Origin of the sequence: Haladaptatus sp. W1 (assembly GCF_001723155.1) — an archaeon.
In the GTDB taxonomy this organism is placed as follows: domain Archaea; phylum Halobacteriota; class Halobacteria; order Halobacteriales; family Haladaptataceae; genus Haladaptatus; species Haladaptatus paucihalophilus.
The window spans coordinates 1-2,079 of sequence record NZ_MEIH01000390.1; the positions used below are offsets into that span (position 1 = coordinate 1).

Sequence of the window (2,079 nt, forward strand, 5' to 3'; positions counted from 1 at the left end):
AACCCAGTTTTTGCAAACACGATTTAGCGGCTCTACCTCGATATGATAACGGTTTCAGCGGTTTTGACCCTGTATTTTTCATATAGAATCCGTGATACATTTCATATAGCATATCGAACATGAATATCCTTCAGACCCGATGTGCTGATTTTGGCACGTAGAGACTCTCAAACGCTACATTTATCATTTTGCGGTTCGATTTTAATTTGCAAACACGATTTTACGCCCTTAGAACAGCTTAATCCAGTTTGTATGACTTCTCCACTAGTATCAAGGCTTTGCGTACCTCCAAAATCGTCCAAAGAAAGAGGGGGGTACGAAGAACGAACGGACATGCGCGACCAGGGAAAAGAAAGGGAAACAAGCAATCAGAGTAAATGCCGAATTATCAGTAATCTAGAAGAGGTGAGCCGAGCACTCTGGACGCTGAAAATGGAATGGCGTGCGACAGTACAGAAGAACAATGAGCAGTCACACGGCGGATGGTACTGATGTGATAGTGACCGCTGTTTTCTCTCAGACGTATTTTTCAGAATTCGGATATTTTGAGAAGAGGACGCGTATCTACTGTTGGTCGATCAACGGATGTTACGAGAGAGTGAATCGAGAGGCACCCATCTCGTGAGCAGCATGAGATTGCGATCTCTTATCCTCATTTTATCAAGAAAAAGTCATAGTTAGAATGCAAATAGTACGTCTCGAGAGGGGAATCGACTGAGGCGTGAATAAGGATTGAGTGGCATGCGAAATGACCGGTCTCTCACCACCAAGAGCTAGTGTTCGGAGTACCGCTCTGGCACACCCGTGAAAAATTGCAATCTCGAGTAGAAGGGAAATAGTTCCTCAAGGTAAGAACTATATCCTGCCAGCTCGAACAATCAGTATGGCTAATTCACCCACCGACGGACCACCTCCCTTCGAGGACGCGTTCAGCGGCGACGACGTCGAACAACAAATCTATGGAACGATCCTCCAGATACGCGAGCCAGTAGCGGCGAGTGCAATCGCAAATCGGACTGACTGTGACCCAAAGACTGCCCGGAAATACCTCCAGTGGTTCGCAGATCTCGGGATCGTCACCCAACACGACGGGCATCCAGCCACCTACGAGCGCAATGACGCCTATTTCGAGTGGCGACGCATCAATCAGCTCGCGGCACGTCATTCGCTTGAGGAGCTTCAACAGCGCGTGCGTACGTTGACGACAACGATCAAAAGTTACGAAGACGAGTATGCTGCCGCGACCCCGGCAGACGTTGATGCACTCGCCGTTGTCGAGACGAGTGTCGACATGTCGATTGATGACGTGTACAGTGATCTCGGCGACTGGATGACTGCTCGCGAAGAGAGAACACGCTATGAACGAGCACGCCAGCAACGTGCGGGTACCGCCGACCACGAACAAGTGTCTGGATAGCAATGGTACCACCAACTGGTGATGGGAGCAGTCCAGCACCCATCGACCGACCAATCCTTGAGTTTCTACAGACCAGGCTCATCGCCACACAGCAAGTCGAGGCGATGAGCAAGGTGTACGCCGCGAACGTCGTACAAGACGCCATCGACGCGGCCATCCAGATTTGCGGCGGGAACGGTATCGGCAAGGACCTGCCGCTCGCGGATTTCTACGAGAACGTCCGGCAGTTCCGCATCGTGGACGGCGCAGACGAGGTGCACAAGCGCGTCATCGCCAGGGACGCCTTTTCCGACCTCGACCCGAGCGAAGTCGAACACCTGACCCGGTACGACGCCGAGTAGTTCGGCGCGACCGACTCAGTTTTCGCTCGTCCCCTCGTCTTCTACGCCGACTATCGAGAGCACTTCTCGAAGGTCGTCGATGGCGTAGTCCGTCTCGGGCCCCTCCTCGGCACCGTACCCGATGGCCGTCATTCCCACCGCGGATGCACCGGCGACGTCGTGCTCGTAGCGGTCTCCTATCATTGCCGCGTCGCTCGGCGGCACGTCCGCCGCTCGGAGGGCCGTCTCGAACATCCGCGGGTCGGGTTTGGTTCGTCCGACCATCTCGGACGTCGTGATGGAATCGAACCGATCTCTCACGCCGAACGTCTCCAGAATTCG

At 53.4% G+C, this 2,079-nt stretch carries 2 protein-coding genes and 1 pseudogene; 2 read left to right on the top strand and 1 reads right to left on the bottom strand.

Features of this window, described 5'->3' with window-relative positions:
- Positions 1-883 precede the first annotated feature (883 nt).
- Both BG842_RS24585 and BG842_RS24590 read left to right on the top strand, forming a co-directional pair.
- Complete coding sequence (locus BG842_RS24585; protein ID WP_175424224.1) at positions 884-1,417, top strand: sugar-specific transcriptional regulator TrmB; 534 nt, start codon at positions 884-886, stop codon at positions 1,415-1,417.
- A gap of 101 nt (positions 1,418-1,518) precedes the next feature.
- Positions 1,519-1,758 (top strand): annotated as a pseudogene (locus tag BG842_RS24590) (acyl-CoA dehydrogenase family protein); the annotation flags it as partial.
- 15 nt (positions 1,759-1,773) lie between these two features.
- On the opposite strand, the gene BG842_RS24595 reads toward BG842_RS24590, so the two are convergent.
- Positions 1,774-2,079: HAD family hydrolase (locus BG842_RS24595; protein ID WP_139136258.1), on the bottom strand; the 306-nt coding region annotated here is incomplete at its 5' end.

What these genes read in the sequence shown, in the direction of transcription:
- BG842_RS24585 (WP_175424224.1), top strand. Translation starts at nt 884, where the DNA reads ATGGCTAATTCACCCACCGACGGACCACCTCCCTTCGAGGACGCGTTC.